The sequence below is a fragment of the Pseudomonas sp. AC169 genome, from assembly GCF_979258515.1.
Genome location: NZ_OZ409866.1, coordinates 1,079,865 through 1,104,676, shown reverse-complemented (window position 1 = coordinate 1,104,676; position 24,812 = coordinate 1,079,865). Strand labels below are relative to the sequence as shown.

Below are 24,812 nucleotides of genomic sequence, written 5' to 3'. Positions count from 1 at the left end.
GACGGTACTTTTGCGGTATTGCCCTGAAACCATGAAAAACAGTTGCCTGGCCGGATTGGCAACCTGAGGAGTAAGCACTAGAGTATGCGCGCGCAAAACGGGCTTGAGCCGTTCGCACATCGTTGTCGCGTTTATTACGAGGACACCGATGCGGGCGGCATCGTGTATTACGTTAATTACCTCAAGTTTATGGAACGGGCTCGAACCGAGCGGCTTCGCGAGCTGGGCTTTGCCCAATCGCAGCTGGCAGGGGAGGACCTGTTGTTTGTCGTGCACTCCAGCGAAGCGCGTTACCACGCGCCGGCGCGACTGGACGACGAACTGCTGGTAAGCGCTGATGTAATCGAATTGAACCGGGTCAGTCTGCGCTTCAAACAGCAGGTCAGGCGGGCAACGGATAATGTGCTGCTCTGCGAGGGGCAGTTTTTGGTGGCCTGTGTGCGCACTAACAGTTTGAAACCCCGGGCCCTTCCCGAAGACTTGCGTGCGGCCTTCGCCGACGCGGTCGGCCCGGGTACACACTCAAAGCAGGAGATAAAGCGTGGAAGCTAACGTCGTCGACCATTCCTCCATGTGGAGCCTGGTCAGCAATGCCAGCATCGTGGTGCAGTTGGTAATGTTGACCCTGGTGGCCGCATCGGTGACCTCATGGATCATGATCTTTCAGCGCAGCAATCTGCTGCGTGCCGGTCGACGCGCCCTGGAGAGCTTCGAAGAGCGCTTCTGGTCGGGTATCGACCTGTCCAAGCTGTACCGTCAGGCGGGCAGCAACCCGGATCCGGATTCGGGCGTCGAGCAGATCTTCCGCGCCGGTTTCAAGGAGTTCTCCCGTCTGCGTCAGCAGCCAGGTGTCGACCCTGAAGCGGTCATGGAGGGCGTGGCCCGGGCCATGCGCGTGGCCATCTCCCGTGAAGAAGAGAAGCTGGAGCAGAGCCTGCCGTTCCTCGCCACCGTTGGTTCGGTCAGCCCGTACATCGGTCTGTTCGGTACGGTCTGGGGCATCATGAACTCCTTCCGCGGTCTCGCCAGCGCTCAGCAAGCGACTCTGGCCACCGTGGCCCCGGGTATTGCCGAAGCCCTGATCGCTACTGCGATCGGTCTGTTCGCTGCGATCCCTGCGGTTATCGCTTACAACCGTTTCGCCGCTCGCAGCGAAACCTTGCTGGGCCGCTACTACACCTTCGCCGATGAATTCCAGGCGATCCTGCACCGCAAAGTGCACACCAGCGAAGAATAAGCAGGTAATTTCCAATGGCTTTAATCGCTCGAGCTCGCAAAAAGCGCAAGCCGGTCGCCGAGATGAACGTGGTGCCTTACATCGACGTGATGTTGGTGCTGCTGGTCATTTTCATGGTGACCGCGCCGATGCTCAATCAGGGCGTGAAAGTTGATCTGCCCAAGGTTTCCAGCGAAGCCTTGCCGCAGGACAACAACACACAGGTCCTGACCATTTCGATCAAGGCTGACAAGACCTATTACTGGAACCTTGGCAGCGAAGTCGATACCGAGAAGCAACAGGACAGGGCCATGACCCTGCCGCAAATGACCGACGCGGTGACCAAGATCATTCGTGCCGGCACGGAAGGCGGCAAGCGTACCCAGGTCTTCATCCGCGGTGACAAGACCGTCGACTATGGTTCCGTCATGGGCGCCATGGGCGGGTTGCAGAAAGCCGGGGTCGGTAATGTTGGTTTGATTACCGAGGCCCCCTGATGCAGCAACAGCGAGAGCCGTCCGCCTCGGAAAGCTACTTCTGGCCTAGTGTTCTGGCAATTGTCCTGCACGTGCTGGTGTTCGGCATGCTGTTCGTCAGTTTCGCCTTCACACCAGAGCTGCCGCCGGCCAAACCGATCGTCCAGGCGACCCTGTACCAGCTGAAATCGAAAAGTCAGGCAACCACCCAGACCAATCAGAAGATTGCGGGTGAGGCGAAGAAATCCGCCGCGCGCCAGACCGAAGTCGAGCAGATGGAGCAGAAAAAGATCGAGCAGGAAGAGATCAAGGCCGCTGCGGAACAAAAGAAAGAAGAAGCGGCTCAAAAAGCCGAGGAAGCCAAGAAGGCCGACGAGTCGAAGAAAGCAGACGAGGCGAAAAAGGCTGATGAAGCCAAGAAAGCCGACGAAGCCAAGAAGACCGCCGAAGCCAAAAAGGCCGAAGAGAAACAATTGGCTGATATAGCCAAGAAGAAATCTGAAGAAGAAGCGAAAAAGGCTGCTGAAGAAGAGGCCAAGAAAGCCGCTGCTGAAGAAGCCAAGAAGAAGATCGTCGAAGACGCGAAGAAGAAAGCCGCCGAAGACGCCAAGAAGAAAGCTGAAGCTGAAGAGGCGAAGAAGAAAATCGCCGACGAAGCGAAGAAGAAAGCTGCTGCCGATGCTGCGAAGAAGAAAGCGCAGGATGCGGCACGCAAGTCGACCGAAGACAAAAAGGCTCAGGCCTTGGCCGATTTGCTTTCCGATACGCCGCAGCGCCAGCAGGCCTTGGCCGATGAGCAGGGTGACGAAGTCGCGGGCAGTTTCGATGACCTGATTCGTGCGCGAGCTGCAGAAGGTTGGGCACGTCCACCTTCGGCACGCAAAGGCATGACGGTCGTGCTGCAGATCGGCATGTTGCCGGACGGTACGGTGACTTCGGTCAGCGTGGCCAAGTCCAGTGGCGATGGTCCGTTCGATGCCTCGGCAGTCGCGGCAGTGAAGAATATTGGACGTTTGACAGAAATGCAGGGAATGAAGCCGAGCGATTTCGCTCCGTATCGTTCATTCAAGATGACATTCACACCTGAGGATCTAGCCTTGTGAGAAACCTTCTTCGAGGAATGCTGGTCGTGATCTGCTGCATGGCAGGGATCGCGATGGCGGATGAGAAAAACATTCTGGTTACCAGCGGCAGCGATCGGGCTACACCGATCGCCGTTGTACCGTTCGGCATGCAGGGCGGTGCCGTGCTGCCGGACGACATGGCTGAAATCATTGGTAACGATTTGCGCAACTCGGGCTACTACTCGCCGATTCCAAAGCAAAACATGATCAGCCAGCCAAGCCAGCCGAGCGAAATCATCTTCCGTGACTGGAAGGCGGTGGGTGCTCAATACATGATGGTCGGCAGCATTGCTCCAGCCGGCGGTCGCCTGCAGGTGCAGTGGGCACTGTTCAACGTGGCCACCGAACAGAAAGTGGCTGACGGCAGTGTTTCCGGTACTACCGAGCAACTGCGTGACATGGCGCACTTCATCTCCGACCAGTCGTTCCAGAAACTGACCGGGATCGAAGGTGCGTTTTCGACTCGCCTGTTGTATGTGACGGCTGAACGCTTCTCCGAGAAGAATACCCGTTACACCCTGCAACGTTCGGACTACGACGGTGCCCGCGCCGTGACCCTGCTGCAATCGCGCGAGCCGATCCTGTCGCCGCGTTTCGCACCGGATGGCAAGCGCATCGCTTACGTATCGTTCGAGCAGAAGCGTCCGCGCATCTTCATGCAGAACATCGACACCGGTCGCCGTGAGCAGATCACCAACTTCGAAGGCCTGAACGGCGCACCAGCCTGGTCGCCGAACGGTGATCGCCTGGCCTTCGTACTGTCGAAAGACGGTAACCCGGACATCTACGTAATGAACCTGGCTTCGCGCCAGATCACTCGCGTAACTGCAGGCCCGGGCATCAACACCGAACCGTACTGGGGCAAGGATGGTTCGACCATCTACTTCACCTCGGACCGCGGCGGCAAGCCTCAGATCTACAAAACCAGCGCCAGTGGCGGTGGTGCCGAGCGTGTGACGTTTGTAGGTAACTACAACGCCAACCCGAAACTTTCGGCTGATGAAAAGACTTTGGTGATGATTCATCGTCAGGATGGCTTCACCAATTTCAAGGTGGCAGCTCAGGATCTGCAGCGAGGTAGTGTAAAGATCCTCACTGATAGCACTCTGGACGAGTCACCTACTGTTGCGCCCAACGGCACCATGGTAATCTACGCCACCCGCCAACAGGGCCGGGGAGTCTTGATGCTCGTGTCCATTAATGGACGCGTTAGGCTCCCGCTTCCTACCGCTCAAGGCGAAGTCAGAGAACCGTCCTGGTCCCCTTACCTGAAGTGAGCGGGCGCTACACGTTTTACTTAACACACTGGGGTTCATTAGGAGTTTCACGATGGAAATGCTGAAGTTTGGTAAATTTGCTGCGCTGGCTCTGGCCATGGCTGTAGCTGTAGGTTGCTCGTCCAAAGGCGGCGACAACGCCGGTGAAGGCGCTGTTGATCCAAACGCTGGTTACGGCGCAAACACTGGTGCCGTTGACGGTTCCCTGAGCGAAGAAGCTGCTCTGCGCGCAATCACCACCTTCTACTTCGAATACGACAGCTCGGACCTGAAGCCAGAAGCCATGCGCGCTCTGGACGTTCACGCCAAAGACCTGAAAGCAAACGGCGCTCGCGTTGTTCTGGAAGGCAACACCGACGAACGTGGTACTCGTGAGTACAACATGGCACTGGGCGAGCGTCGTGCGAAAGCCGTTCAGCGCTACCTGGTACTGCAAGGTGTTTCCCCAGCTCAGCTGGAACTGGTTTCCTACGGCGAAGAGCGTCCAGTTGCTACCGGCAACGACGAGCAGTCTTGGGCTCAAAACCGTCGCGTCGAACTGCGTAAGTAATTCGATATGCGAACGTGCCGTCGTGCTGTAACTGTTCTGGCTCTCAGCCTCGCGCCGCTTGCGGTGTGGGCTGCGGTTCCTGTGGTCGATGACAACTCCGGTTATAACAATAGCGGGAGCAGTTATCCGCCTGCAGGTTACGGTACGAACGGCGCCTATGCCGGGGGAGCGGCTTCGGCCCCTGCCTCGGCACAAGGCATGCTGTTCAACCAACTGCAACAAATGCAGGATCAGATATCGCGCCAGCAAGGTGTGATTGAAGAACTGCAGAATCAGGTTGCGCGCATGAAGCAGGAATCCCTGGAGCGATACCAGGATCTTGATCGGCGCATAGGATCCGGTGTTGCACCTGCCGCGACTCCTGAGAATTCTTCTGCCGGTGGCGATGCAAGTGCTGCTGCCGGTGCTGCCGCTGGCGCCGGGGCTGCTGCCCAGGCACCTGCTGCAAGCAGCGAACCGGGTGATCCGGCCAAGGAAAAGCTGTATTACGATGCCGCTTTCGACCTGATCAAAGCCAAGGATTTCGACAAGGCCAGCCAGGCTTTTGCCGCTTTCCTGCGCAAATACCCGAACAGTCAGTACGCAGGCAACGCCCAGTACTGGTTGGGCGAAGTCAATCTGGCCAAGGGCGATCTGCAGGGCGCTGGTCAGGCTTTCGCCAAGGTTTCGCAGCTGTATCCCAAGCACGCCAAAGTGCCGGACTCGCTGTACAAGCTGGCTGACGTAGAACGCCGCCTCGGTCACACCGACAAGGTCAAAGGCATTCTGCAGCAGGTGGTGGCCCAATACCCAGGCACCTCCGCCGCTCAGTTGGCTCAACGCGATCTGCAACGCATGTAAGCACGCTTGACCCGTTTGGAAGAAACCCGCGCTTGTCGCGGGTTTTTTCGTTAGAATTCACGCCCTTTTTTCTGAAACACGCTTCTTGTGGTCTACGCGTTGGCGGGATTGCCTGAAGTGCCTGACGGAGGCGGACAGCCTGTTTAGCTGTTACGCCCGTGGCGACTATGCAAGACACATTAAGAATCACCGAAGTTTTCTACTCGTTGCAGGGGGAAACGCGGACTGCCGGGCTGCCCACTGTTTTTGTGCGCCTGACCGGTTGCCCATTGCGTTGCCAATACTGCGACAGCGCCTATGCGTTCAGTGGCGGCACTGTGCGCACCCTCGACGATATCCTCGAGCAAGTGGCCGGATTTCGTCCGCGCTACGTCTGCGTCACCGGCGGTGAGCCGTTGGCACAGCCGAACGCCATTCCTTTGCTCAAACAGCTGTGTGATGCCGGTTACGAGGTCTCGCTGGAAACCAGCGGCGCCCTCGATGTCTCGGCTGTCGATCCGCGCGTCAGTCGCGTTGTCGACCTGAAGACGCCGGATTCGAAAGAAGCCCATCGCAACCGTTACGAGAACATCGAACTGCTGACGCCCAACGATCAGGTGAAGTTTGTCATCTGCTCGCGGGACGACTATGACTGGGCCGTCTCCAAGCTGATTCAGTACGGTCTCGATCGGCGTGCCGGCGAAGTGTTGTTTTCCCCAAGTCACCATGACCTCAATGCCCGCGATCTGGCGGATTGGGTGGTGGCGGACAACCTGCCGGTGCGCTTGCAATTGCAGTTGCATAAATATCTTTGGAATGACGAGCCGGGGCGCTGATATGACCGAACAACTGAACACCACTGAAAAACGTGCGGTCATCCTGCTGTCCGGCGGCCTGGATTCGGCGACCGTTGTAGCCATGGCTCGCGCGCAAGGCTACAGCTGCTACACCATGAGCTTCGATTACGGTCAGCGCTCCCATGCCGAATTGCACGCTGCTGCACGAGTCGCCCGCGACCTGGGCGTGGTTGAGCACAAAGTGATTGGCCTGAACCTGAATGGCATGGGCGGCTCGGCTCTGACTGACACCAGCATCGAGATTCCCGAAGAACTGGGCGAAGGCATTCCGGTCACTTACGTGCCGGCGCGCAATACAGTGTTCTTGTCACTGGCGTTGGGCTGGGCAGAAGTGCTCGGCGCGCGTGACATCTTCATCGGTGTCAACGCGGTGGACTATTCCGGTTACCCGGATTGCCGCCCCGAATTCATCGAATCGTTCGAGCGTATGGCTAATCTGGCGACCAAGGCGGGAGTGGAAGGTAACGGCTTCCGCATTCAGGCGCCGTTACAGAACCTGAGCAAAGCACAGATCGTTCAGGCGGGCGTGAAGCTTGGCGTTGATTATGCCCTCACCGTTTCCTGCTATCAGGCCGACGATGACGGCCGCGCGTGCGGCAAATGCGACAGCTGCCGCCTGCGCGCAGAAGGCTTTGCGGCAGCTGGTGTGGACGATCCAACAGCTTATTTTTGATTATTTTCAAAAAGGTGTTGAATAGTCCTTAAAAATCAGTATTATACGCGCCACCACACAGCGGGTCGTTAGCTCAGTTGGTAGAGCAGTTGGCTTTTAACCAATTGGTCGTAGGTTCGAATCCCACACGACCCACCATATTTGGCGGTTTAGAAAATCCGGAAGGCCCACGAAAGTGAGGATTTCCGGGTTTTTTTTTGCCTGCAATTTCGCTACGCGTTATTTCAATACCCGCAGCGCTGACGCAGGTCAGAATCATCTTTTGTATCAACGGGATATTCTGTAGCCTTGCGCAGCTTCAATGCTGTCCGTGCCTGATAATACTCACTCTCCCGGCGGTACCCTCAAGCGGTCCGGAGCCGGGTGTATACTCGACTTTCGCGCGAACGCGCCTGCAGGTCTTGCGAACATGACGCAGATTTCCGAACGCCTTCTGGTTCAAGCCCACCTCGATGCCAAACAGCCCAAACCGCTGACGGCTGAGGAAGAGGCTTATTACCGTTCCGCCATCGCCGCCGAGCTCAAGGCTCAGGACGCGGTGCTGGTGGCTCACTTTTATTGCGATCCGGTGATTCAGGCCCTTGCCGAAGAAACCGGTGGCTGTGTCTCTGACTCCCTGGAAATGGCGCGCTTCGGCAACGCGCACCCGGCCAAGACCGTGGTGGTTGCCGGTGTGAAGTTCATGGGCGAGACCGCGAAGATCCTCAACCCGGAAAAACGCGTGCTGATGCCGACCCTCGAGGCGACCTGCTCGCTGGATCTCGGTTGCCCGGTCGACGAGTTCTCGGCGTTCTGTGATCAGCACCCGGAGCGTACGGTGGTGGTCTACGCCAACACGTCCGCTGCTGTGAAGGCACGGGCTGACTGGGTGGTGACATCGAGTTGCGCGCTGGAGATTGTCGAAAGCCTGATGGACAACGGCGAGACCATCATCTGGGGCCCGGACAAGCACCTCGGCACGTACATTCAGCGCAAGACCGGCGCCGATATGTTGCTCTGGGACGGTGCCTGCATCGTCCATGAGGAGTTCAAGTCCAAGCAGCTCGAAGACATGAAGGCGCTGTACCCGGACGCCGCGATTCTGGTGCACCCGGAGTCGCCGACGTCGGTAATCGAGTTGGCAGACGCCGTGGGGTCGACCAGTCAGCTGATTGCCGCTGCACAGTCGTTGCCGAACAAGACGCTGATCGTCGCGACCGACCGTGGCATCTTCTACAAGATGCAGCAGTTGTGCCCGGACAAGGTCTTCATCGAGGCACCAACCGCCGGTAACGGCGCCGCGTGCCGCAGTTGCGCACATTGCCCGTGGATGGCCATGAACACCCTTGAGCGCACGCTCAAGAGCTTGAAGGAAGGGACGAACGAGATCTTTGTTGATCCGGCGTTGATTCCGCAGGCGATTCGGCCGTTGAAGCGCATGCTGGACTTCACTCAGGCGGCGCGGATGAAGCTGGCCGGTAACGCCTAAGCTCTAAAAGCATTACACAAAACCTGTGGGAGCGAGCAAGCTCGCTCCCACAGTAGTTTTTGGTGTCTGGAAGCTATTTGGTCTTTTTCGGAATTCGCACGAGGCGAGTATCGGAGTAGATGTCATGCCACGTGCGCTTCTGCTTGTCATACAGCGACCACAAGAATCCCAGCCCCACGCACAGCCACGACGCAATCGACACCATAAAGCGCAACAGCGCCTGCCACAGACTGATTGCCGTGCCATTGGCGTTCTGCACGCGAATCCCCCACACCTGCATGCCCAGTGTCTGCCCGCCATGGGTCCAGAACTTGGCGAAGAACCCAAACAGCACCAACAGCAGCACGGTGGAGTAGAGCGGATCACCGTCAAGTTGCCCGGCATCGGTCATCACCCGCAGACGTTCTTCGCCGATGATCGCTGCCTGGATCAACTTGTAAACGAATCCGGTGACGATCAGCAGAGCGGTGCACAGCAGAAAGTCATAGAACATCGCGGCCAGACGCCGACCTAGACCAACGGGAGGGAAATCCCCTTGGGGCGTGAGCAGGTTTTTCGACATGGCAGCCTCTGGACGCAAATTGAAGCGCCATTTTACGGATTCGCGCGCACAAAAAAGCCCCTGATATCAATATCAGGGGCCTTTTCGTATCAGAAATCAGGCTTCTGCTTGTACTTCGTCAGCCTGCATGCCTTTCTGGCCCTGCACAGCAACGAAGGTCACTTTCTGGCCTTCTTTCAGGCTTTTGAAGCCGTTGCCCTGAATGGCGCGGAAATGCACAAACAGATCCGGACCGCTTTCTGGAGTGATAAAACCAAAACCTTTCTCGTCGTTAAACCACTTGACGGTACCGCTCTGACGTGTGGACATTTCTTATTTCCTTTGACGCAAAAATTGATGACAGTCTCTTTCTCATGAAAGAGTACTGGGGCTGGTTGCAGGAGAGTAAGAAGACGTCGAACGGGATGTAGCTAACTTGTAGGCTACTGCCCAGGTCACGATTCCAAGCTGACCCATGCAAACACAGTGGACAAACTCTACGCCAACTACGGGAGAAAAAACAAGCCCTGCGAAGCCCCCGGTTTTACTGAGTTTGAGCAAGTTAGTCCTTTCACTAGTGCGGGCTTAGACGATTCCCTTGTTCAATTGTTTCCGAACGTTATAAGCAAAGTTCATATTCGAATCGATTGTTAGAAAATGCACTTTTTTGTGGCGATTGCGTGACACATTAGTGCACGCATTACGCAATCGCGTTACTTATAGAAACAGTCAATCAACCACGATAGTAGCGTTGTGGAACAAATGGCATTTTGCTTACAAGCATTTGCACCTTTTTCCCACGCACGATGGCCCAAACCGGTGTGTCAATGGCGACAAAAGCGCTGTCGAGGTAACCCATTGCCAGCGGACCGCCCAGGGTCGGACCGAAGCCGCCGCTGCACACGCGGCCGATGATTTCTCCGGCCTCGTTGACGATTTCTGCGCCTTCACGCACAGGCGTTCGCTCTTGCGGCAACAGGCCGACGCGTTTGCGTGCGACGCCGTTTTGTTGCTGGGCGAAAATGTTTTCTGCCCCCGGAAAACCGCCAGCGCGTGCGCCGTCAGCGCGACGTGGCTTGGACATCGCCCAGAGCAGGCTGGCTTCGATTGGCGTGGTCTCGGTGTTCATGTCGTGGCCATACAGGCACAGGCCGGCTTCCAGACGCAGCGAATCGCGGGCGCCGAGGCCGATGGCCTGGACTTCCGGCTCGGCGAGCAGGGCGCGGGCGAGTTTCTCGGCATCGGCAGCCGGAACGGAGATTTCGAAACCGTCTTCACCGGTGTAACCCGAACGGCTGACAAAGCAATCCACGCCCAACAACGACACGCGGGCGAACTGCATGAAGGTCATCTTCGCCACTTCCGGCGCAAGACGCGCCAGTACGGTAACGGCTGCTGGACCCTGCAATGCCAAGAGTGCGCGCTCTTCGAACAGCGCCGTAATGGTGCACTGATCGCCGATGTGTTTTTGCAAGTGAGCCAGGTCCTGATCCTTGCACGCGGCGTTGACCACCAGGAACAGCTCGTCGTTGCCGAGGTTGGCGACCATCAGGTCATCGAGGATGCCGCCGGTCTCGTTGGTGAACATCGCGTAACGCTGCATACCCACCGGCAGATCGATGATGTCCACTGGCACCAGGGTTTCCAGGGCTTTGGCGGCGTTGGCGCCGGTCAGGCGGATCTGGCCCATGTGCGAGACATCGAACATCCCGGCCTGCTCACGGGTGTGCTGGTGTTCTTTCATCACGCCGAGTGGGTATTGCACCGGCATGTCGTAGCCGGCGAACGGCACCATGCGGGCGCCGAGTTCGAGGTGCAGAGCGTGCAGCGGGGTTTTCGACAGTTGTTCGGTGGACATGCGTGGCTCCTTGAAAATTTGGGTTTGGGGGTAAGCGGCAAGATCAAGATCAAGATCAAGATCAAAAGCCCCTCACCCCAGCCCTCTCCCGGAGGGAGAGGGAGTTAGTTACGTTTCTCTCCCGGAGGGAGAGGGGGCTAGTTACGTTTCTCTCCCTAGGGGAGAGGTGGTCAATTTCGTTTGGCCGGTTTCGTGGTCAGCATTCGATAATGTTGACCGCCAGACCGCCGCGGGCGGTCTCTTTGTATTTGCTTTTCATGTCGGCGCCGGTCTGGCGCATGGTGCGGATGACTTTGTCTAGGGAGACGAAATGCTGACCGTCGCCGCGCATGGCCATGCGTACCGCGTTGATCGCTTTCACCGAACCCATGGCATTGCGCTCGATGCACGGCACCTGAACCAACCCGCCAATCGGGTCGCAGGTCAGGCCGAGGTTGTGTTCCATGCCGATTTCCGCCGCGTTCTCGACTTGCTGAACGCTGCCGCCGAGCACTTCGCACAACGCGCCGGCGGCCATTGAACAGGCGACGCCGACCTCACCCTGACAACCAACTTCAGCGCCGGAGATCGAGGCGTTTTCCTTGTAGAGAATGCCTATGGCCGCTGCCGTCAGCAGAAAGCGTACGACGCCGTCGTCATTCGCACCGGGGATAAAGCGCATGTAGTAATGCAGCACTGCCGGAATGATCCCGGCTGCACCGTTGGTGGGGGCAGTGACCACACGACCGCCGTTGGCGTTTTCTTCGTTGACCGCCAAGGCGTAAAGGTTGACCCAATCAAGCACCGACAACGGATCGCGCAATGCTGATTCCGGGTTCTTGCAAAGTTGTCGATGCAACGCCGCCGCTCGGCGTTTGACCTTCAAACCGCCGGGCAAAATACCTTCGTTACGACAACCCGCAGTGACGCAGTCCTGCATCACTTGCCAGATGTTCAGCAGGCCGGCGCGGGTCTCCGCTTCCGGGCGCCAGGCGCTTTCATTGGTCAGCATCACCTGACTGATCGACAGACCATAGGTGGCGCAATGACTGAGCAAATCCTTGGCACTTTTGAACGGGAAGGTCAGCGGTGTGGCGTCTTCGACGATGCGGTCGGCGCCGGCCGCGTCTTCATCGACGACAAAACCACCACCGACCGAGTAGTACTCGCGGCTGCGAATCTGCAGGCCCGCCGCATCGAAGGCGCGAAAGATCATGCCGTTGGGGTGATAGGCCAGCGGCTTGCGGATCATCGCCAGGTGTTCTTTCTCGTTGAACGCGATGCTGTGTTCACCGAGCAGGTTCAGTCGGCCGTTGCCGCGAATTTCTTGCAGGCGTGCGGCGACGGTTTCGGTATCAACGGTGTCCGGGTGTTCGCCTTCGAGGCCGAGCAGCACGGCTTTGTCGCTGCCGTGACCTTTACCGGTGGCGCCGAGGGAACCGTACAGTTCAACGCGAACGCTGGCGGTGGCCGTCAGCAGGTTTTCCCGGCGCAAACCTTCGGCGAAACGCGCAGCAGCACGCATCGGGCCGACGGTGTGAGAACTGGAGGGGCCGATGCCAATCTTGAACAGGTCGAACACGCTTAACGACATGAGGGGGGCTCCTGCGGAGCAGTGGTGAGCTTCAAGCGGCAAGCTGCAAGTAAAGGCAGATCGACTTTTCCTTGCGGCTGGTGTTCACGCCGCAGTGCGTGCAGCAAGGTACAAACCGCAAGTAAAAAGCAGATCAGCCCTTACTTGCAGCTTGTAGCTCAAAGCTCGCAGCTGCTTTCCTTAAGCGTAGCTTTCGATCGACGGGCAGGCGCACACCAGGTTGCGATCACCGAACACGTTGTCGACACGACCGACCGGTGGCCAGTATTTGCCTTCGATCAACGACGCTACCGGATAAACGGCTTGCTCGCGGCTGTACGGGTGAGTCCACTCGCCAACCAGTTCCGCTGCGGTGTGCGGAGCGTTTTTCAGTGGGTTGTCGTCCTTGTCCAGCGTGCCGTTTTCCACCGCGCGGATTTCTTCGCGGATGCGGATCATGGCGTCGCAGAAACGGTCCAGTTCTTCCTTGGATTCGCTTTCGGTCGGCTCAATCATCAGCGTGCCGGCGACCGGGAAGGACATGGTCGGCGCGTGGAAGCCGAAGTCGATCAGGCGCTTGGCGACGTCATCGACGCTGATGCCGCTGCTGTCTTTCAACGGACGCAGATCGAGGATGCACTCGTGCGCCACCAGACCGTTGCTGCCGGTGTACAGCACTGGATAGTGCTCTTCGAGGCGACGGGAAATGTAGTTGGCGTTGAGAATCGCCAGTTGCGAAGCGCGCTTCAAGCCAGCGCCACCCATCATGCGAATGTACATCCAGGTGATCGGCAGAATGCTCGCGCTGCCGAACGGTGCCGCGCAGACCGCGCCTTCCTTGCGTTCCATCTGGCCGTGGCCGGGCAGGAACGGCGTCAGGTGCGACTTCACGCCAATCGGGCCAACGCCCGGGCCGCCACCGCCGTGGGGGATGCAGAAGGTTTTGTGCAGGTTCAGGTGCGAGACGTCGCCGCCGAACTTGCCCGGTGCGCAGAGGCCGACCATCGCGTTCATGTTGGCGCCGTCGATGTACACCTGGCCGCCGTTGTCATGAATGATCCCGCAGATTTCGCGGATGCCTTCTTCGAACACGCCGTGGGTCGACGGGTAAGTGATCATCAGCGCGGCGAGGTGTTCGCGGTGCTCGATGGCTTTGGCGCGCAGGTCTTCGATGTCGACGTTGCCACGGGCATCGCACGCAGTCACGACAACGCGCATGCCAGCCATGTTGGCGGTGGCCGGGTTGGTGCCGTGGGCGGACGACGGGATCAGGCAGATGTCGCGACGCTCATCGCCACGGCTCTGGTGATAAGCGCGAATCGCCAACAGACCAGCGTATTCACCTTGCGAACCGGCGTTCGGTTGCAGCGAGATCGCGTCGTAACCGGTGGCGGCGCAGAGCATCGCTTCCAGCTCATCGGTCAGTTGCTGGTAACCGGCGCTTTGCGCGGCCGGAGCGAACGGGTGCAGGGCACCGAATTCAGCCCAGGTCACCGGGATCATTTCGCTGGCAGCGTTGAGTTTCATGGTGCACGAACCCAGCGGAATCATGGTGCGATCCAGTGCCAGGTCCTTGTCCGCCAGTTTGCGCAGGTAGCGCATCAGCTCGGTTTCCGAGTGATAACGGTTGAACACCGGGTGGCTGAGGATCGGTGACTGACGTACCAACTCAGCAGGGATGGTGCTTTCAACCGAGGCGGCGAGGGCAGCGAAATCCGGCAGGGTCTTGCCGTCGGCGAACAGGCCCCACAGGGTTTCGATGTCAGCCTGCGTGGTGGTTTCGTCGACCGACAGGCCCAGACGCTGAGCGTCGATCACGCGCAGGTTGATCTGCGCAGCGTGTGCCTTGTCGTGCAGTGCGGTGGTTTGCGCACCGGTGGCCACGGTCAGGGTGTCGAAGAAGCTGGCTTGTTCGACGTTAGCGCCCAGCGCGGTCAGGCCCTTGGCCAGAATCGCGGTCAGGTGATGCACGCGGTTGGCGATCTGCGTCAGGCCTTTCGGGCCGTGGTAGACGGCGTACATGCTGGCGATGTTGGCCAGCAGCACTTGCGCGGTGCAGATGTTCGACGTGGCCTTCTCGCGACGGATGTGTTGCTCGCGAGTCTGCATCGCCAGACGCAGTGCCGGCTTGCCGAAACGGTCAACCGAGACACCGACCAGGCGGCCCGGCATGTCGCGCTTGAACGCATCTTTGGTGGAGAAGTAAGCGGCGTGCGGGCCACCGAAGCCCAGCGGCACGCCGAAGCGTTGTGCCGAACCGATGGCGACGTCCGCGCCGAACTCGCCCGGGGCGGTCAGCAGGGTCAGGGCCAGCAAGTCAGCGGCCACGGCCACCAACGCGTTGGCGGTGTGGAAGCGTTCGGTCAGTTCGCGATAGTCGAAGACATCACCGTTGCTCGCCGGGTATTGCAGCAGCGCGCCGAAGAATGGCGTCACGTCAGTCAGTTCACGCTCATCGCCCACTACAACGTCGATGCCCAGCGGTTCGGCACGGGTACGCAGCACGTCGAGGGTTTGCGGGTGGCTGTGGATCGAGGCGAAGAATTGGTGGCTGCCCTTGTTCTTGCTCAGGCGTTTGCAGAAAGTCATGGCTTCGGCAGCGGCGGTGGCTTCGTCGAGCAGCGAGGCGTTGGCGATCGGCAGACCGGTGAGGTCGCTGATCATTGTCTGGAAGTTCAGCAGCGCTTCGAGACGGCCCTGGGAAATTTCTGGCTGGTACGGGGTGTAAGCGGTGTACCAGGCCGGGTTTTCCAGGAGGTTACGCAGGATCGGCGACGGCGTATGGCAGTTGTAGTAGCCCTGGCCGATGTAGGTCTTGAACAGCTGATTCTTGCCGGCGATGGATTTGATCATCGCCAGGGCGTCGGCTTCGCTGAGGCCGTCGTCCAGGCCGAGCACGCTGGTGCCCTTGATGCTTTCCGGGATGACACTGGCGCTGAGCGCTTCGAGGGAATCGAAGCCGAGGCTGTTGAGCATGACTTGCTCGTCACCGGCGCGCGGGCCGATGTGACGGGCGATGAATTCGTTGGCGGTGCCAAGGTTTACTTGAGTCATGTCGGTGTTCCTCAGGCTTCGGCTTGGGCTTTGATCAGACGGTCGTACGCGTCTTGATCGAGCAGTTTGCCGACAGCGGCGGCGTCGCTTGGCTGGAAGCGGAAGAACCAGCCTTCGCCCAGCGGATCTTCGTTGACCAGTTCCGGGGCATCTTCCAGCGCCGGATTGACGGCCAGTACGTCGCCGTCGAGCGGCATGTACACGCCGCTGGCGGCTTTTACCGATTCCACGGTGGCGGCTTCGGCGCCTTTTTCGTAAGCCTGCAGCTCAGGCAGTTGCACGAACACCACGTCGCCCAAGGCGTTCTGCGCGAAAGCGGTGATGCCGACAGTAACGCTGCCGTCAGCTTCGGTGCGCAGCCATTCGTGATCTTCAGTAAAACGCAACTCGCTCATGGAAACTCCTCAGGGGGCCAGACTCGTCTGGTGGACGCGGTTGAAGGCGTGGGCAGGGACGCCCTTATTTATGAGGAAATAGTTAGCAAGAATGCTGCCAAATTTAATTTGTCGTTGTAAATCAAAGGATTGAAGGCTATTTCGGTAGGCTTGGAATGGGGCTGTGTAGCGAAATCGCTACACAGCGGAGCGGGGAAAAAAGCTGAACGGGATCAAAGCCTTGCACAGCGGTGATCAGAGATGGGTGTATCGATATCGTTCCGATGTAGCGTTTTCAGTACAGGTGGAGGTCGTTTCTGATGCTGTGCCTGTGGGCGTATAACGAGGCCTTAGACTGGCCTTGCAACAATGTTTAACACTCCGAAGTTTCTGATTTTCTATTTATACGATTTGGTATTCATGATTTTATTTTTTTTGTTGCGTACTTTCGTCCGTAAAGGTTTTTGGAAGTTGCGCGAAGGTTCTATTGCATTCAATGATCGCGAAGTTGTAAGTGGAATTCTTGTCGGGGATGGCTATGGCAGCTTGGCGGAAAGGTAGTAATGATAGACGGCTTCCGTCTGCTGGCTCAACGTTGCATATTCCTGGGGGTAAGTGGAATGATGTTTCGACTATCAGGTTTTTCACTATTTTTTCTATTTCTTTTGTTTTTATGTGCTCTACAAAACCTAATGGTGCACTTACAGTCATGGCCGCTCCCACAAGAAGTGAGGCAAAGATGAGCATCTCTTTGTTTTTAGTATTTGGTGTGATGGGGCGATTTCCGATAAGACAGCGTCTATATCGGTTCTCCTTGGCGTTAATTTTGTCGATGGTTATCATCTTGGTGAACGTTATCATGCTGATGAGGATGTAGATTGCTAGGCTGAAAACCACTGCTGTATAGGCCCAGATCCCCACTGTCACGCAAATCGCTATGATTTTCTGCGCATCCGGAAAGTTTGATGCATTAACCAAAGTGTACTCGGCTATCACATCATCCGTCATTGCGTTTGATTTATAACCAATGAATACGGCGGATACCACAAGTATTGTTTTGATCGCTTTTGAATGGTTCTCGTAGGTGTCTTTAAGTTTGTAATGTTCTATCAGTAATGCAACGGTTCCCGTAATAGTCAGGAAGATCGGTCCTGCACACAATGAAAATATACTTACATTGGTTAGGAAGAATTTCTGTACTGCTGCAAGCATGATAAACGAGAAAGTCCCAATCCAAATAGATGTGCAGTATGAATCGATGATGCTCCAGTTTGCGAAAGAGTAATTTAGTCTGAATTTTGGTGCGTATATGAATATGCGCCTCCGTTCTCCATAAAGAACTATTGCTGTTATGATTATGGGTAAGAATGACAGCGCGGCAAGCAGTTTTACTTCGAACATTTTTTGACTCTGTTCCTTGAGTAGTCGTTATTAATGGTGATTCAAGTTCGGTTTTCTGTATGAGGCTGAGGGCATTATGCCATCACGGATGCCGTCTTTTCTAGGAACGGTACTTGATTACTCTGTAGTTGAATTGACGAAAATTACGTTTGGGATATGGCCACCAAGCGTTTGTGCTGGCTAAGGTTTACCCGGGATGCCGTACTTGCGCAGGCGATGGGCGATGGCCGTGTGCGAAGTTTGCAGGCGGCTGGCCAGTTGGCGGGTCGAGGGGTAGCTGACGTAGAGTTTTTCCAGCAGCGTTTTTTCGAAGGACTCGACCGCTTGCTCGAGGCTGTCGACATCGCTGTCGGTTTGCCGTGCGACGGAGGTGCCGGCGATGTCGAGGTCGCCGATATCCACCAGGCTGCTCTCGCAGATCGCTGCCGCGCGGAAGATCACGTTCTGCAATTGCCGCACGTTACCCGGCCAGCGATTGCCGAGCAGGGCCGGGTAAGTCCCCGGGGCGAGACGGCAGACCGGGCGCTGGATCTGCGCGCAGGCCTGCTGCATGAAATACCGCGCCAACAACAGAATGTCCTGGCCGCGTTCACGCAGCGGCGGCACTTCAACGTTCAGCACGTTTAGGCGATAGAACAGGTCTTCGCGAAACAAGCCTTCGCTGACCATTTTTTCCAGATCGCGGTGGGTCGCGCTGAGGATGCGCACGTTGACCTTCACTTCACGATCACCGCCCACGCGACGGAAACTGCCGTCGTTCAAGAAACGCAGCAATTTGGCCTGCAAGTACGGCGACATCTCGCCGATCTCATCGAGAAACACCGTGCCCTGGTTGGCCAGTTCCATCAGCCCCGGTTTGCCGCCACGCGCTGCGCCGGTGAAGGCGCCGGGGGCGTAGCCGAACAGTTCGCTCTCGGCGAGGTTCTCCGGCAGCGCTGCGCAGTTCAACGCCAGAAACGGCGCACTGTGCCGCGCACTGATCGCGTGGCAGGCACGGGCGACGAGTTCTTTGCCGGTGCCGGTTTCGCCTTGAATCAGCAGCGGTGCATCGAGGGCTGCTACACGTTGCGCGCGGGCCTTGAGGGTGCGGATCGCCGGGGATTCACCGAGCAGCGCATCGAAACCTTCGGCGTGGTCGTGGTGCAGTGCCGAGAGTTGTTCGCCGATGCGATTCGGTTGATAGAGCGTCAGCAGGGCGCCGGCGTCAGTGATCGGCGTGGCGTCGAGCAGCAAGGTCTGACCGTTGACGGTGATTTCGCGCAGCGGCAAACGGAAGCCGTGTTCGAGCAAGGTGTCGAGCAGGCCGGGATCGTTGAACAGTTCAGCGACACTTTCCCCCGCCGGTTCACGACCGTACAAGGCGATCAATGCCGGGTTGGCCAGCAGCACCTTGCCGGCGCTGTCGAGGGCCAACACCGGGTCGGTCATCGCCGCCAGCAAGGCATCGAGCTGCAAGTGCCGACGCTGGCCAGGGAGGATGTCGACCACGGTCACCGCTTCCACGCCGAGCACGCGGAACAACGCATCTTTCAGCTCTTCGAGCACTTGTGGGCTCAGGGTCGGCGCGTCGATGTAGACGTTCGGCGGGATCATCTCCACCGCATCCAGATTGAGATTGCGCCCACCGAGGATAGCCAGGACTTCCTGGGTGATGCCGACGCGGTCGATGAAACTGACGTGGATACGCATGGGGCGATTCAGTGATCTGCAGAGCGGAGGGTGGCAAGTATGCCTTGGGCTTGGAGAGAGGTGAAAGCAAAAGCACCCTCACCCCAGCCCTCTCCCGGAGGGAGAGGGGGCCGACCGAGGTGTCTGGCGCTATACGGCGACCTGAAAAATCGAGTCGATTTTGGATTCAGTGATGCAGGGCCAGGTCGGCGTAATGCTAAAGCATCCTCCAATCAGCCCCCTCACCCCAGCCCTCTCCCGGAGGGAGAGGGGGCCGACCGAGGCGTCTGGCGCTATACGGTGACCTGAAAAATCGAGTCGATTATGGATTCAGTGATGTAGGGCCAGGTCGGCGTAACGCTAAAGCATCCCCCAATCAGTCCCCTCACCCCAGCCCTCTCCGGAGGGAGAGGGAGCTGACCGAGGTGTCTTGGGTTTGACATCGACCTGAGGTAGCCAGTCGATTATGGATTCGGTAGAGCTGGATCAGGTCGGCGTAACTCTGCAGCATCCCCCGGTCAGTCCCCTCTCCCTCCGGGAGAGGGCTAGGGTGAGGGGCTTTTACGGTTTACTCGAAATGCTCAGGATTGACCGGATCCCCCGATTGCATATTCAACTTCTGCCGAATGTCTTCAAACATCAAATCGTAATGTTTGTGCACCGAACCGATCTGGCTATGAGCCTTGGGAATCCCGTACTTCTCGGCAATCCGGGTCACATCGCGGGCAAAGTTGTAGGCCTCTTCCTTGGGCAGGAAAAACGTTTCCTTCATGTCCTTGCCTTGCATGCTGCCGTGCAGGGTGAACTGTATCCCTTTGCCTTTCTGCGGATCGGTGAACACTTCATAGTCGAGGTGCACGTTGTAACTGACGTCATCGTCGGTCAACGCATGCCGCTCGATGTGCAAATGACCAGGTTCGAATTGGGCCATGGTTTTCTCCTTTCAAGGCATGGGAGAAGGGCAGACCCTCGGTCTGCCCCCGGAGTTTCTAATTATCGATAGCTGATGCCCGGCTTCGCGGTGGTTACGCGAGTGCCGGCGGTGCCCTGAACGATGGCTTCGATATCCGCCAGCGAACCGATCACCGCAACCTTGCCAGTATGGCGCGCGAATTCGCAGGCTGCCTGCACCTTCGGCCCCATGGAACCAGCGGCGAAACCAAGGCGTTCGAGCTCATCCGGATGCGCTTCGGCGATGGCTTTCTGCGTCGGTTTGCCATAGTCGATGAACGCCGCGTTGACGTCCGTGGCGATCACCAATAAGTCGGCTTCCAGTTGCTCGGCGAGCAGCGACGAGCAGAGGTCTTTGTCGATCACCGCCTCGATGCCTTTGAGGTTGCGGTTCTCGTCGTACATGGTCGGAATCCCGCCGCCCCCGGCGCAAATCACGATGCTGCCCTTGTCCAGCAGCCACTTGATTGGACGGATTTCGAAGATGCGTTTTGGCCGTGGACTGGCCACCACGCGGCGGAACTTGTCGCCGTCCGGGGCAATCGCCCAGCCTTTGTCGGCGGCGAGTTTTTCCGCCTCGGCTTTGTCGTAAACCGGGCCGATCGGTTTGGTCGGGTTCTGGAAGGCCGGATCCTTGGCGTCGACTTCAACCTGGGTCAGCAGGGTGGCGAACGGCACTTCGAAGTCGAGCAGGTTGCCCAGTTCCTGTTCGATGATGTAGCCGATCATGCCTTCGGTTTCCGCACCGAGCACGTCCAGCGGGTAAGGGGTGACGGAGGTGTAGGCCGCCGCTTGCAGCGACAGCAGGCCGACTTGCGGGCCATTGCCATGGGCGATGACCAGTTGGTTGCCGGCATGGATCTTGGCGATTTGCTCGGTGGCGATGCGGATGTTGGCGCGCTGATTGTCAGCGGTCATCGGTTCACCACGGCGGAGCAGGGCGTTACCGCCCAGAGCTACGACGATACGCATGGTGCATGTCCTTTTCGTAGTGATCGTTCCCACGCTCTGCGTGGGAATGCCGCCACGGACGCTCCGCGTCCGCTGTGACGCAGAGCGTCACGGGATGCATTCCCACGCGGGAGCGTGGGAACGATCATGGATAAGCAGTTGTTACAGATCAGCCAGGGTCGAAACCAGAATCGCCTTGATCGTGTGCATGCGGTTTTCCGCTTGCTCGAAGGCGATGCAGGCTGGGGACTCGAACACGTCGTCGGTCACTTCGATACCGTTTTTCAGATGCGGATACTGCTCGGCAATCTGTTTGCCGACCTTGGTATCGCTGTTGTGGAACGCCGGCAGGCAGTGCATGAACTTGGTGCGCGGGTTGCCGCTGGCTTTCATCAGCTCGGCATTGACCTGATACGGCAGCAGTTGCTGGATCCGCTCGGCCCAGGCTTCCACCGGCTCGCCCATCGACACCCAAACGTCGGTGTGAATGAAGTCGACGCCTTTGACCGCCGCTTTCGGGTCTTCAGTCAGGGTGATGCGCGCACCGCTTTCTTCCGCGTATTTGTTGCAGCGCTCGACCAGATCATCCAGCGGCCACAGGGCTTTTGGCGCGCAGATGCGCACGTCCATACCCAGTTTGGCGCCGACCAGCAGCAGCGAGTTGCCCATGTTGTTTCGCGCGTCGCCGAGGTAGGCGTAGCTGATTTCATGGATCGGCTTGTCGGCGTGTTCACGCATGGTCAGCACGTCGGCGATCATTTGCGTCGGGTGATATTCGTCGGTCAGACCGTTGAACACCGGCACACCAGCGAACTTGGCCAGCTCTTCGACGATTTCCTGTTTGAAGCCACGGTACTCGATAGCGTCGTACATGCGCCCCAGCACGCGGGCGGTGTCTTTCATGCTTTCCTTGTGGCCGATCTGCGAGGAGTTCGGGTCGATGTAAGTGACGTTGGCGCCTTGGTCATAGGCCGCCACTTCGAAGGCGCAACGGGTGCGGGTCGAGGTTTTTTCGAAGATCAGGGCGATGTTGTTGCCCTTCAGGTGTTGTTGCTCGGTGCCGGTGTACTTGGCGCGTTTGAGGTCGCGGGACAGGTCGAGCAGGTAACGCAGCTCACGTGGGGTGTGGTGTTCCAGGCTGAGCAGGTTACGGTTGTGAATGTTAAAAGCCATGATGGATCTCCTTCGGTGTCGGTTATCCCCCTGGCCGCACGCTGTAAGTGCCGGCCAGGGCTCAGAGGTTTAGTAATCGATTGGGTCACGCACGATCGGGCAGGTCATGCAGTGGCCGCCGCCACGGCCTCGGCCCAGTTCACCGGCGCTGATGGTGATGACTTCCACGCCGGCCTTGCGCAGCAGGGTGTTGGTGTAGGTGTTGCGGTCGTAGCCGATGACCACGCCCGGTTCCACGGCCACCACGTTGTTGCCGTCGTCCCATTGCTCGCGTTCAGCGGCGAAGCTGTTGCCACCGGTTTCCACCACGCGCAGCTTCGGCAGGTTGAGGGCTTTGGCCACGGTGTCGAGGAAGGTGCCTTCTTCGCGGCGGATGTCGATGCCGCCCTGTTTGCTTTCGTCAGGACGCAGGGTGAAGGCGACAATCTGGTTGACCACTTCCGGGAAAATCGTCACCAAGTCGCGATCGCAGAAGCTGAACACGGTGTCCAGGTGCATCGCCGCGCGGGACTTCGGCAGGCCGGCAACGATGACTTTTTCCACGGCTTTGTTCTTGAACAGGTTCAGCGCCAGTTGGCCGATGGCCTGACGCGATGAGCGCTCGCCCATGCCGATCAGCACCACGCCGTTGCCGATCGGCATGACGTCGCCGCCTTCAAGGGTCGAGCTGCCGTGTTCCTTGTCCGGGTCGCCGTACCAGATTTCGAATTCGGCGTTGGTGAACTGTGGATGGAATTTGTAGATGGCGGTGGTCAGCAGGGTTTCCTGACGGCGCGCCGGCCAGTACATCGGGTTCAGCGTCACGCCACCGTAGATCCAGCAAGTGGTGTCGCGGGTGAACTGAGTGTTCGGCAGCGGCGGCAGAATGAAGCTGGAGTGGCCGAGGAAGTCGCGGAACATCTGGATGGTCTTGCCACCGAAGCTGTCCGGCAGATCATCGGCGGAGACGCCGCCAATCAGGAACTCGGCGATGTGTCGTGGCTCGAGGCTTTTCAGCCAGGACTTCACTTCGCTGATCAGGCCCAGGCCCACCGAATCGGCGGTGACCTTGCGCTCGAGAATCCAGTCCAGCGCTTCCGGGATCGCGACGATGTCGGTCAGCAGGTTGTGCATTTCCAGCACGTCGATGCCGCGCTCGCGCATCTTGGTGACGAAGTCGAAGTGGTCACGCTTGGCCTGGGCCACCCAGAGCACGTCGTCGAACAGCAGTTCATCGCAGTTGTTCGGGGTCAGCCGCTGATGGGCCAGACCTGGGGAGCACACCATGACTTTGCGCAGTTTGCCGGCTTCGGAATGGACGCCGTACTTAACTTTTTCCGTGGTCATTTCAGATCCTCCAGATAACAAATCAATCAGGGGTTACAGAGTCAGGAAGCCGTCGTAGAGACCGTAGGCAGCCACCAGGGCACCCACGACCACTGCGGCGAAAATCAGCTTCTCGACGTTAGTGAAAATCGGTTGTTTGAGTTCCAGCTTGGCTTTGGCGAACAGGATCGCGCCAGGTGCGTAGAGCAGGGCCGAGAGCAGCAGATACTTGACCCCGCCGGCATACAGCAGCCACACCGCGTAGATCAGCGCGATGCCGCCGATAATCAGATCCTTGCGCCGTTCGGCCGCAAAGCCTTCGTAACTTTCGCCGCGTACCGCCAGCAGCAGGGCGTAGGCCGCCGACCACAGGTACGGCACCAAAATCATCGAAGTGGCGAGGTAGATCAGCGACAGGTAAGTACTGGCCGAGAACAGCGTGATGATCAGGAAAATCTGCACCATCGCGTTGGTCAGCCACAGGGCATTGACCGGTACGTGGTTGGCGTTTTCCTTGCGCAGGAACTCGGGCATGGTGTGGTCTTTGGCGGCGGCGAACATGATCTCCGCGCACAGCAGCACCCACGACAGCAACGCGCCCAGCAGCGAGATGATCAGGCCGACGCTTATCAGCACTGCGCCCCAGTGACCGACCACGTGCTCAAGCACGGCGGCCATCGACGGGTTCTGCAGTTTCGCCAGTTCCGGTTGGGTCATGATGCCCAGCGACAGCACGTTCACCAGTACGAGGAACAACAGCACGGTGATGAAGCCGATCACGGTGGCTTTGCCGACGTCCGAGCGTTTTTCCGCACGGGCGGAGAAGATGCTCGCGCCCTCGATGCCGATGAACACCCATACGGTGACCAGCATCATGTTGCGCACCTGGTTCATCACACTGCCCAGATCGGGGTTTTTCACGCCCCAGATGTCGGCGGTGAAGATGTCCAGTTTGAAGGCGAACACCGCGATCAGCACGAACAGCAGCAGCGGCACGACCTTGGCGACCGTGGTCACCAGGTTGATGAACGCCGCTTCCTTGATCCCGCGCAGCACCAGAAAGTGCACGGCCCACAGCAGCACCGAGGCGCCGATCACGGCTGCGACGGTATTGCCCTCACCGAAAATCGGGAAGAAGTAACCGAGGGTACTGAACAGCAAAACGAAGTAACCGACGTTGCCCAGCCAGGCGCTGATCCAGTAACCCCAGGCGGACGAGAAACCCATGTAATCGCCGAAACCGGCCTTGGCGTAGGCGTAGACACCGCCGTCCAGGTCAGGCTTGCGATTGGCGAGGGTTTGAAAGACAAAAGCGAGGGTGAGCATGCCGACCGCGGTGATCGCCCAACCGATCAGTACCGCGCCGACGTCGGCGCTGGCCGCCATGTTTTGTGGCAAAGAAAATATCCCGCCACCGATCATCGAGCCGACTACCAATGCAACCAGTGCACCGAGTCGTAGTTTTCCGGGAGCTTCAGACATTGCATGACTCCATTGCAGGAGAGAAGAGATCACAGCGTAGTT

Annotated in this window: 23 protein-coding genes and 1 tRNA gene; 11 read left to right on the top strand and 13 right to left on the bottom strand. The window is 58.3% G+C overall.

Features of this window, described 5'->3' with window-relative positions:
• Positions 1–84: 84 nt before the first annotated feature.
• The 11 genes from ybgC to nadA all read left to right on the top strand — a co-directional run bounded on the left by ybgC (position 85) and on the right by nadA (position 8,460).
• A complete protein-coding gene (gene ybgC, locus ACZZ0G_RS05005) occupies positions 85–552 on the top strand; it encodes a tol-pal system-associated acyl-CoA thioesterase (RefSeq protein WP_007912735.1) in 468 nt (155 codons plus the stop codon).
• The gene (gene tolQ / locus ACZZ0G_RS05000; protein WP_008080223.1) at positions 542–1,237 is read left to right on the top strand and encodes a protein TolQ; all 696 of its coding nucleotides are present in this window, start codon (positions 542–544) and stop codon (positions 1,235–1,237) included. The genes ybgC and tolQ overlap by 11 nt, the downstream gene beginning before the upstream one ends.
• Positions 1,238–1,260: 23 nt before the next feature.
• Positions 1,261–1,713, top strand: coding sequence for a protein TolR (gene tolR, locus ACZZ0G_RS04995; protein ID WP_161806672.1), 453 nt, complete (start codon positions 1,261–1,263; stop codon positions 1,711–1,713).
• Positions 1,713–2,795, top strand: a complete 1,083-nt coding sequence (gene tolA, locus ACZZ0G_RS04990) for a cell envelope integrity protein TolA (RefSeq protein ID WP_463555497.1) — start codon at positions 1,713–1,715, stop codon at positions 2,793–2,795. Before tolR ends, tolA begins: the two co-directional genes overlap by 1 nt.
• 17 nt (positions 2,796–2,812) lie before the next feature.
• Complete coding sequence (gene tolB, locus ACZZ0G_RS04985; protein ID WP_016983828.1) at positions 2,813–4,093, top strand: Tol-Pal system beta propeller repeat protein TolB; 1,281 nt, start codon at positions 2,813–2,815, stop codon at positions 4,091–4,093.
• Positions 4,094–4,145: 52 nt separating this feature from the next.
• Positions 4,146–4,643, top strand: a complete 498-nt coding sequence (gene pal, locus ACZZ0G_RS04980) for a peptidoglycan-associated lipoprotein Pal (RefSeq protein ID WP_003178634.1) — start codon at positions 4,146–4,148, stop codon at positions 4,641–4,643.
• A 6-nt stretch (positions 4,644–4,649) separates the two neighbouring features.
• The gene (gene ybgF, locus ACZZ0G_RS04975) at positions 4,650–5,483 is read left to right on the top strand and encodes a tol-pal system protein YbgF (protein ID WP_463555496.1); all 834 of its coding nucleotides are present in this window, start codon (positions 4,650–4,652) and stop codon (positions 5,481–5,483) included.
• Positions 5,484–5,650: 167 nt separating this feature from the next.
• Positions 5,651–6,298, top strand: coding sequence for a 7-carboxy-7-deazaguanine synthase QueE (gene queE / locus ACZZ0G_RS04970; RefSeq protein WP_007912722.1), 648 nt, complete (start codon positions 5,651–5,653; stop codon positions 6,296–6,298).
• 1 nt (position 6,299) lies between these two features.
• The gene (queC, locus tag ACZZ0G_RS04965) at positions 6,300–6,992 is read left to right on the top strand and encodes a 7-cyano-7-deazaguanine synthase QueC (protein WP_463555495.1); all 693 of its coding nucleotides are present in this window, start codon (positions 6,300–6,302) and stop codon (positions 6,990–6,992) included.
• 62 nt (positions 6,993–7,054) lie between these two features.
• A tRNA-Lys gene (locus ACZZ0G_RS04960) sits at positions 7,055–7,130 on the top strand.
• 271 nt (positions 7,131–7,401) lie between these two features.
• Positions 7,402–8,460, top strand: coding sequence for a quinolinate synthase NadA (gene nadA, locus ACZZ0G_RS04955; protein WP_016773509.1), 1,059 nt, complete (start codon positions 7,402–7,404; stop codon positions 8,458–8,460).
• A 73-nt stretch (positions 8,461–8,533) separates the two neighbouring features.
• Here nadA and ACZZ0G_RS04950 read toward each other — a convergent pair whose 3' ends face one another.
• The 13 genes from ACZZ0G_RS04950 to arcD all read right to left on the bottom strand — a co-directional run bounded on the left by ACZZ0G_RS04950 (position 8,534) and on the right by arcD (position 24,770).
• The gene (locus ACZZ0G_RS04950) at positions 8,534–9,022 is read right to left on the bottom strand and encodes an RDD family protein (protein WP_463555494.1); all 489 of its coding nucleotides are present in this window, start codon (positions 9,020–9,022) and stop codon (positions 8,534–8,536) included.
• A 96-nt stretch (positions 9,023–9,118) separates the two neighbouring features.
• A complete protein-coding gene (locus ACZZ0G_RS04945; RefSeq protein ID WP_003227496.1) occupies positions 9,119–9,331 on the bottom strand; it encodes a cold-shock protein in 213 nt (70 codons plus the stop codon).
• Positions 9,332–9,734: 403 nt separating this feature from the next.
• Positions 9,735–10,859, bottom strand: a complete 1,125-nt coding sequence (gene gcvT, locus ACZZ0G_RS04940; RefSeq protein ID WP_463555493.1) for a glycine cleavage system aminomethyltransferase GcvT — start codon at positions 10,857–10,859, stop codon at positions 9,735–9,737.
• A 196-nt stretch (positions 10,860–11,055) separates the two neighbouring features.
• Positions 11,056–12,432, bottom strand: coding sequence for an L-serine ammonia-lyase (locus ACZZ0G_RS04935; RefSeq protein ID WP_463555492.1), 1,377 nt, complete (start codon positions 12,430–12,432; stop codon positions 11,056–11,058).
• A 180-nt stretch (positions 12,433–12,612) separates the two neighbouring features.
• Positions 12,613–15,465 carry an aminomethyl-transferring glycine dehydrogenase gene (gene gcvP / locus ACZZ0G_RS04930; RefSeq protein WP_463555491.1) on the bottom strand — a complete coding sequence of 951 codons (2,853 nt, stop codon included), beginning with the start codon at positions 15,463–15,465 and terminating at the stop codon, positions 12,613–12,615.
• 11 nt (positions 15,466–15,476) lie between these two features.
• Positions 15,477–15,860, bottom strand: a complete 384-nt coding sequence (gcvH, locus tag ACZZ0G_RS04925) for a glycine cleavage system protein GcvH (protein ID WP_016983835.1) — start codon at positions 15,858–15,860, stop codon at positions 15,477–15,479.
• A 405-nt stretch (positions 15,861–16,265) separates the two neighbouring features.
• Positions 16,266–17,240: a hypothetical protein gene (locus tag ACZZ0G_RS04920; protein ID WP_463555490.1), complete on the bottom strand. Its 975-nt coding sequence runs from the start codon at positions 17,238–17,240 to the stop codon at positions 16,266–16,268.
• 180 nt (positions 17,241–17,420) lie between these two features.
• The gene (locus ACZZ0G_RS04915) at positions 17,421–18,929 is read right to left on the bottom strand and encodes a sigma-54-dependent transcriptional regulator (RefSeq protein ID WP_463555489.1); all 1,509 of its coding nucleotides are present in this window, start codon (positions 18,927–18,929) and stop codon (positions 17,421–17,423) included.
• A gap of 547 nt (positions 18,930–19,476) precedes the next feature.
• A complete protein-coding gene (locus tag ACZZ0G_RS04910; protein ID WP_463555487.1) occupies positions 19,477–19,839 on the bottom strand; it encodes a DUF5064 family protein in 363 nt (120 codons plus the stop codon).
• Positions 19,840–19,901: 62 nt separating this feature from the next.
• Positions 19,902–20,831, bottom strand: coding sequence for a carbamate kinase (arcC, locus tag ACZZ0G_RS04905; protein WP_463555485.1), 930 nt, complete (start codon positions 20,829–20,831; stop codon positions 19,902–19,904).
• A gap of 141 nt (positions 20,832–20,972) precedes the next feature.
• Positions 20,973–21,983, bottom strand: a complete 1,011-nt coding sequence (locus ACZZ0G_RS04900; RefSeq protein ID WP_463555484.1) for an ornithine carbamoyltransferase — start codon at positions 21,981–21,983, stop codon at positions 20,973–20,975.
• Between the two features lie 69 nt (positions 21,984–22,052).
• Entirely contained in the window at positions 22,053–23,309 is a 1,257-nt protein-coding gene (gene arcA / locus ACZZ0G_RS04895) for an arginine deiminase (RefSeq protein WP_463555483.1), read from the bottom strand.
• Positions 23,310–23,342: 33 nt separating this feature from the next.
• Positions 23,343–24,770, bottom strand: coding sequence for an arginine-ornithine antiporter (arcD, locus tag ACZZ0G_RS04890; protein ID WP_463555482.1), 1,428 nt, complete (start codon positions 24,768–24,770; stop codon positions 23,343–23,345).
• Positions 24,771–24,812: the final 42 nt, after the last annotated feature.